The sequence below is a fragment of the Prauserella rugosa genome (genome assembly GCF_000719975.1).
In the GTDB taxonomy this organism is placed as follows: domain Bacteria; phylum Actinomycetota; class Actinomycetes; order Mycobacteriales; family Pseudonocardiaceae; genus Prauserella; species Prauserella rugosa.
In genome coordinates, this window is record NZ_JOIJ01000042.1 from 1 (window position 1) to 6542 (window position 6542).

Genomic DNA, 6542 nt, shown 5'->3' on the forward strand with positions numbered 1-6542 from the left:
AAGGTTGACTCGAAGGATCACGCGGTGGCCGCGCCCACGTCCACAACACCTCGTAGACGATCCCGGCGACCGCGCCACACCACTATGCGGGACTCAGCTTCCTGGGCCTGTCGGTCGAGGTTGTTGGTCGGCTCGTCGAGGAGCACGATCTGGTCGCCCCTCAGACGCAGGCCGGCCAGCGCCGTCAGCACGGTCTCGCCGCCGGACAGAGCGCCGACCTCTCGGTCGAGGTCCAGGCCGCGGAGTCCGAGGCCGTCGAGGATGACACGGGCGCGGGTGTCAATGTCCCACGCATCGCCGAGCGCGTCGAAGTGCCGCGGATCTGCATCCCCCGACTCGATCGCTCGGAGCGCGTCGAGCTTGCCGCGGACGCCGAGGAGATCGGCGACCGTCGACGCGGTGCGGAGCGCGAGATTCTGCGGGAGGTAGGCGACGTGACCGGCCCGGGTGATCGTCCCGGCTGTCGGCGTCAGCTCGCCGACGATCAGACGGAGCAGCGAAGATCGATTCCGCGCTCACGGCGCGTTGGATCAGATCGGGCCATACCCACCCGAGGTCGCCGTAGGCGCGTCCCAGAGATGCCGCGGCGTCTGCGGTCCCCGCGTCGTCGCGAACGAAGGTGAAGAACGCGCTCAGTCGTCCATCACGTTGCGGGTAGAGGCCCGCGCTGCGGCCGACCGCGGTCAGGAGGGTTGTCTTCTCGCGAACCGACGTCGGCGGATCGATCACCTCGAACGACGCGACTTTCACGCCGAAGTCGTACCGCCACCGATCCTCGGGGCCGAAGACGAGCCGCCTGACGGTGGAATGCGCGCCGTCGGCGCCGATCACGAGATCAGCTGCGACGCGCGACCCGTCGCGCAGCGTGACGACTGCCCCATCGGCGCCGTCGGTGACGTCCGTGACGGTCTGGCCGAATCGGATATCTGCGACGTGCTGCGCCGCGCCATACAGTGCGCCTTCGAGATCACCGCGGAGGATAGAGACAGTCCGGTGGCCCGTCAGCGCACGCTGCGAAGCCTCTGACATCCAAGCGAGCCCCCTTCCATCGCCGTCGACCTGCTGCATCGGCCTCCATGGAGATGCCCGCGCGCGCAGTTCTTCGACCAATCCCAGTCGCGTGGCCGCCTCGTACCCCATGCCTGAGAATCCAACGACGAAGGCGCCGCCGCGCAAGCGGGCCGCGCGTTCCAGGACGATGACCGACCATTTCGCGCGGGCGAGGCTCAGGGCCGTGGCCAGGCCGGCGATGCCGGCGCCCACGATGATCGCCGTACGGTCAGACGGCGCGGTTTCCCTTGTCATCGCTCGATCTCCTCGAGGAACTCGCGGACGGCGCGGACGGTTTCGACGGGGTGGTCCTGCGGCAGGAAGTGGCTCGCGCCCTCGATCACCTGGATACGTCCGAGCAGAGTGCGGCGCGCCGCCTCCTCCGCAAGCGCGAGGGGCACGGCATCGTCGCGATCACCGTGCAAGAACAGAGTCGGACGGCGCAACTCCTCCATCCGGGGCATGAAGTTCGTTCGCATCCTCCTGAACCCCACCTCGAACCGGTTCCAATCGCTGAACAGGTGCCCGCCGCCTCGGCGTTTCGATCCGTATTCGACGCGATAGGCCCGGGCGAGGAAGTCGACATCCTGGTCCGTGACATCGTCGGCGTAGGGCAGCTTGCTCCGAGCGAAATCCTCAAGAGCCTTCGGCGATTGCAGTCGCGTCAGGGCCCACGAGATCGGCGCTCGAAGCGACAGGTAGGAGATCTCGTGGGCGCGAACGCGGTCCTGGATGCCTCCGCATGCTGCCAGCACGAGCGCATCCACGCGCTCCGGGTTGTTCAATGCGGTGCCCAGAGCAACGGCGGCGCCCATCGACAGCCCGACGAGAGACGCGGAGCCGACACCCCACGCATCCATCAGGTCGATAACGACGGATTCGAGTCCGCGCTGATCGGCACGAGCCCGCCACGGCCAACTCGCACCGTGTTTGGGGAGATCGGGGGTGTACACACGATGGTCGCGGGAGAGGTCTTCGGCCACCTGACGCCATGTGATCGAGCCGTTGTCCAGGCTGGCGCCGTGGAGCAAGATCACCGCAGGCCCGGTGACCCCGCCCACCTGGTACGAGACGTGCCCGTCGTCGAGGTCGATTCCGTGGCGTTCGAAGCCGCTGATGTTCGTGAGGGGCGAGGCGTCTCGACTCATAGATTCCGCTCCAGTTCGGTCAGTTGGTCGTCGAGTCGCTGCAGGAGTTGAAGCTGCGCTTCATGAGCGGCATCGATGTCGGGCGCACGGTGGGTTGCGAGGCCACTGCTGATGGTGTCGGCGAATAGTTCGACCGTCGCCGCCAGATCCTCAGCCCCCGACGGTCCGAGCACACCCGCAGAGTGGACGAGACCTACCGTGAACGTCCTCATGACCCCGACGATGCGATCGGGCTCGACGCCATCGTCGACGACTCCGGCGAGCTGAAGCTGCCGGACGTAGTCGCCCAGCCAGTCGACCCGCTCGCGATAGCGCTGACCGGGCAGCTGGCCCATATGCGCGCCCAGCACGTCGGCATCCCCGAGATAAAGGGCGCGCATCAAGGGGTCGGAGAGCAGCGAATCGACTCCGAAGCGATACGCCCGCGCAAGATCGACGAGCCTGTCCGAACTCTCGATGCACTCACGGACGTACACGATCGATCGGCGTGTGCTCTCGCGGATGAGGGCATCGAGTATCGCGGTCTTGTTCTGGAACTCCAGGTACACCGCGCCCTTCGCTACGCCGGCGCGCGAGGCGATGTCCGACACCGTCGTCGCCGACCACCCGCGTTCAAGGAGGAGGATCCGCGCGGCGTCCAGGATCCTGCCGCGTCGATCCGGGATCAGAGGTCTGGGCATCGCACTCCGTAATGACTAGAAGAACGCTTTCGGTCATTACGGGCTTACCCCACCCCTGGGCAGCACGACGACGTCCCCCTCGAGCGCGGCCGATCCGGGCGCCAACGGGGTCACCACTTCTGGTTGGTCATGAAGTGGACCCTTCTCGCCCTCTGCAGACCACGGTGGCAGCGACGAGGCGCGGCAACTCGACGCCGAGCCGCTCAGCCGGCTCGCACCACCTCGCGGCACGAATGCCGTCAGTTCCAACACGGCGGGTCCATGAGGTCGGCCTGTTCGAGCAGGACGAGCCCGTCATGGGCGTGAGGAACGGATCGGTGACAACTGATCGTTAGCGCCGGGAGGCGCTGACGGGGAGGATGTCATCATGCCCGGTCCCTATCCCAAAGAGTTCCGCGAGGACGTTGTCGCGGTCGCTCGTAGCCGCGAAAGCGGCGTCACCATCAAGCAGATCGCCGTCGACTTCGGTATCAGCGAAGCGACGTTGCAGAACTGGCTCCGCCAAGCAGACGTCGAGGACGGCAACCGTCCCGGTCAGACGGCTGCGGACGCTGCCGAGGCTCGCGAGTTGAAGAACCGGATCCGGTTGCTCAAGCAGGAGAACGAGGTTCTCCGGCGGGCGGCGGCGTATCTGTCGCAGGCGAACCTGAAACTCGGTGGCTCCCCAAAATGACGTACCCGCTCGTATCTGAGCTCGCCGCGGACGGCATCCCCGTCTCGGTGTCGTGCCGGGTTCTGAAGCTCGCTCGCCAGCCCTACTATCGGTGGCGCAACGCCCCGATCCGGGATGCGGACGTGCTCCGCGCGTATCGGATCAACGCGCTGCACGACGCGCACCACGACGATCCGACGTTCGGCTACCGCTACCTCGCTGACGAAGCGCGGCGGGCCGGGTGGCGGATGAGCCGCCGGACGGCGTGGAAGTTGTGTTCTCAGGCCGGGCTCCTCTCGTCCGCGCAGCGCCGCCGGCGCGGGAAGGGCAAGAAGGCTGGCCCTCCGGTGTTCGATGATCACGTGAAGCGCGTCTTCCGCGCCGACGCACCGAACCGGGTGTGGCTGACCGACATCACCGAGCACCGCACCACCACCGAGGGCAAGCTCCACTGCTGCGCGATCAAGGACGTGTTCTCCAACCGGATCGTCGGCTACTCGATCTCGGATCGGATGACCGCGAAGCTCGCCGTCGACGTCCTCCGCAACGCCGTCGCCCACCGTGGTGAGGTCGCTGGCTGCATCCTGCATGCCGACAGGGGCAGCCAGTTTCGCAGCCGAGCCATGGCCCGTGAGCTGCGTCGTCACGACATCGTCAGATCGATGGGCCGCGTCGGAGCGGCCGGAGACAACGCCGCGATGGAGAGCTTCTGGTCGCTTCTTCAAACGAACGTCCTCAACCAGCAGCGGTGGACCACCCGACAAGAACTGCGACTCGCGATCGTGGTCTGGATCGAGCGGAAGTATCACCGCCAACGAGCACAGGACACTCTCGGCGGGTTGACGCCCATCGAGTTCGAAGCCAAGCTAACCGAGCGGCTCACACTCGCGGCCTAAACCGAACCTGTCACCAGTTCCTTCCTCACGCCCCAGGACTGGCAGAAACCGCTCGCGGTCAGGGGCATTTACCATCCGCACCGGTCGGCACTGATCCGCAGAGCGAGCAATGGCTCGACGCTGTCCGCGATCGGCGTGGAGAGCAGCGCCCACGCCGCAGATATCATCTTCTTTGAAGCGCCGCGAATGAGTGTTCTGACCCATCGGGCCGATCAGTCGTCGAGCAGAGGGTTGTACTTCATGCTCAGGCTGCGTTCGAGCCCGGCGGCTCCGGCCAGGATAATGAGTGCCACGTTCGTCCAGCCCGGTAGCGTCAGCGCCGGGACCTCGAACGACGGCAGTCCGACGAGCGGCGTCAGGTTCCCGGCGAGGTTGATCAGCTGGGGAAGCTCGATCCCGAGCACAGCCAGTAGGACGACAAGCGAGACCCAACCGACGACTCGGCTCGCGGTAGGGTGAGCGGTACCGACCCGCGCCCGCCATGCCTCGGCCGTTCCTTCGGCCGGTGGAAGCTGCACTGTGTCGCCAGCTTCGCCCTGTCGCAGGCGAACGTACTTCATGCCGGCCTTAGCGACCGCGGCCTCGATCCGTACGCCACCGCCGAGATGGAACGTGGCACGCCCGCGAGCAGTATCGACGAGTCGTCCGTTCCGGTAGAGGCGGATGCGCTCGTCCAGGTCGAGGTAGTGAGCGTCGACGACGTAGCCCGCCCCGTCGTGCTCGGTCACGAAACGGCCCCGGACCAGCCCCTCCCCGCGCCGCAGCGGCCGCAGGACCTCGGAGTCATGCGTCATGGCCAGCCTCCGTGTCGTCAGTCGTGCTCTTGCCGAGCCCGCAAGCCAGCGCCGCGTCTAGGACCCGGTGTGCCTCGTCGGCCCCGAGATGGCCGTGCAGGACTTCACTCGCGAGCCCGCCGGCCGTCGCAAGCAATCCATCAGAGATCATCTCCGAGGACGTGATACCGGCTGCTTCCAGCGCGGAACCGGAGCTGCGTAAGACGAGCGCAACCTGATCGACCAGCAGCATGCGCAGCTCTGCGTGACCTTCCAGCAGTGCCCGCCCCAACGCCGGCTCGGTGAGCGCCAAGGTCTCAAACATGGTGACCACACGGAGATCTCTGAAGTCCTCGGGACTTCGCGGGATCATCGTGCGCAGAATCGCCGCGACCACCTCCGCAGGACTCGGCTCGACTTTCGCGAGCGTCGCCTCCACACGAGAACGCGCCCTATCCTGCACAGCATCGAAGCAGGCCTGTACCAGCCTGGCGCGGTCGGTGAAGTAGTGCTGGACCCGTCCCGGGGATACATCCGCGGCAGCAGCGACCCGACGGAACGTCAGCGACTCGAGGCCCCCCTGCTCGACCGCCGTGCCCGCTGCATCGATGATCGCTTGCCGGACCACATCGTGATCGCGTCCGCGCCCTCGCGCCATAGCCCATCTCCCTTTCTTCTACAGTGCAATACAAGCGTATCGAAGTAAATATGCGGCGTCCATCCCTTCTAGCAGGCGTGCGACGGCGGCAGGCCGACATTGGCGCTGTACGGTCACTTGGCGGCTGCAGAGCCGTGGGAGCGACCGGACGCCAGGCGCGGTGCGAAGGTTCGGCCACGGCCGAGCTTTGAACCCCGGTCGCGAAGGGTGCCGGGCATTGGGGAGCGGAGAAAGCTGTCACATAATCTTCTTGACTCCCGGGATCGTGCGCACGACTGCAGCGAGCAGCCAGCAGGCCGGTACTGCCAGGAGGAGCAGGACGCCGAACTTCGCGATCGCCGGAGCCGCGACGTCCCGAAGCATCAGTGCAAGACCGACCAGGATTGCGGGATGAATGACGTAGACGGTGAACGCGTTCGCCGACAGAAACCTCCGGACCGGTCCGGTGTCCGGCGCGAGTCGCCTGAATATCACCAGCACTACCACGCTGAGCCCGACACCGAGCGCGGCCGTGAGAACTCCCGCCGCGACCGCAGACACACGAGGGTCGGGCGACAGGGGCTGCTGAAGGAAACTGTGACAGTGGTTTAGAGCTTGTCTCAGTTGGTTTGTTGGAGTCGTTTGAAGCAGACGAGGGCGGCGGCCAGCGCGAGGAAGGCTGTGAAGGTGTCGGCGCGGCGTTCGT

The 6542-nt window shown here is 66.3% G+C and carries 7 protein-coding genes and 1 pseudogene; 1 reads left to right on the forward strand and 7 read right to left on the reverse strand.

Annotated elements, in window-relative coordinates; genetic code table 11:
* Positions 1-17 precede the first annotated feature (17 nt).
* The 4 genes and pseudogenes from IF64_RS28020 to IF64_RS0124690 all read right to left on the reverse strand — a co-directional run bounded on the left by IF64_RS28020 (position 18) and on the right by IF64_RS0124690 (position 2878).
* Positions 18-497 carry an ATP-binding cassette domain-containing protein gene (locus IF64_RS28020; RefSeq protein ID WP_084706094.1) on the reverse strand — a complete coding sequence of 160 codons (480 nt, stop codon included), beginning with the start codon at positions 495-497 and terminating at the stop codon, positions 18-20.
* 157 nt (positions 498-654) lie between these two features.
* Positions 655-1305 (reverse strand): annotated as a pseudogene (locus tag IF64_RS28025) (FAD-dependent oxidoreductase); the annotation flags it as partial.
* Positions 1302-2198, reverse strand: a complete 897-nt coding sequence (locus tag IF64_RS0124685) for an alpha/beta fold hydrolase (RefSeq protein WP_048807872.1) — start codon at positions 2196-2198, stop codon at positions 1302-1304. The gene IF64_RS0124685 and the pseudogene IF64_RS28025, both read right to left, overlap by 4 nt.
* On the reverse strand, positions 2195-2878 hold the full coding sequence (locus IF64_RS0124690) for a TetR/AcrR family transcriptional regulator (RefSeq protein WP_030534572.1): 684 nt from the start codon (positions 2876-2878) through the stop codon (positions 2195-2197). Before IF64_RS0124690 ends, IF64_RS0124685 begins: the two co-directional genes overlap by 4 nt.
* A gap of 367 nt (positions 2879-3245) precedes the next feature.
* Between IF64_RS0124690 and IF64_RS0124700 the strand changes: the two genes are divergently transcribed.
* A protein-coding gene (locus tag IF64_RS0124700; RefSeq protein ID WP_425468436.1) for an IS3 family transposase occupies positions 3246-4426 on the forward strand; the annotation gives its coding sequence in 2 pieces (ribosomal slippage) (positions 3246-3512 and positions 3515-4426; 1179 coding nt in all).
* A 212-nt stretch (positions 4427-4638) separates the two neighbouring features.
* Here IF64_RS0124700 and IF64_RS0124705 read toward each other — a convergent pair.
* The 3 genes from IF64_RS0124705 to IF64_RS0124715 form a co-directional block, all read right to left on the reverse strand.
* Positions 4639-5220, reverse strand: a complete 582-nt coding sequence (locus IF64_RS0124705) for a hypothetical protein (protein WP_030534575.1) — start codon at positions 5218-5220, stop codon at positions 4639-4641.
* Complete coding sequence (locus IF64_RS0124710; RefSeq protein WP_084706095.1) at positions 5210-5857, reverse strand: TetR/AcrR family transcriptional regulator; 648 nt, start codon at positions 5855-5857, stop codon at positions 5210-5212. The genes IF64_RS0124705 and IF64_RS0124710 overlap by 11 nt, the downstream gene beginning before the upstream one ends.
* Positions 5858-6094: 237 nt before the next feature.
* A complete protein-coding gene (locus tag IF64_RS0124715) occupies positions 6095-6397 on the reverse strand; it encodes a hypothetical protein (protein ID WP_030534577.1) in 303 nt (100 codons plus the stop codon).
* Positions 6398-6542 lie beyond the last annotated feature (145 nt).

Bases quoted from the DNA above. Each gene is read 5' to 3' on its own strand.
- IF64_RS0124690 (WP_030534572.1), bottom strand. From the start codon at position 2,878: ATGCCCAGACCTCTGATCCCGGATCGACGCGGCAGGATCCTGGACGCC.
- IF64_RS0124705 (WP_030534575.1), bottom strand. From the start codon at position 5,220: ATGACGCATGACTCCGAGGTCCTGCGGCCGCTGCGGCGCGGGGAGGGG.
- IF64_RS0124710 (WP_084706095.1), bottom strand. From the start codon at position 5,857: ATGGCGCGAGGGCGCGGACGCGATCACGATGTGGTCCGGCAAGCGATC.
- IF64_RS0124685 (WP_048807872.1), bottom strand. From the start codon at position 2,198: ATGAGTCGAGACGCCTCGCCCCTCACGAACATCAGCGGCTTCGAACGC.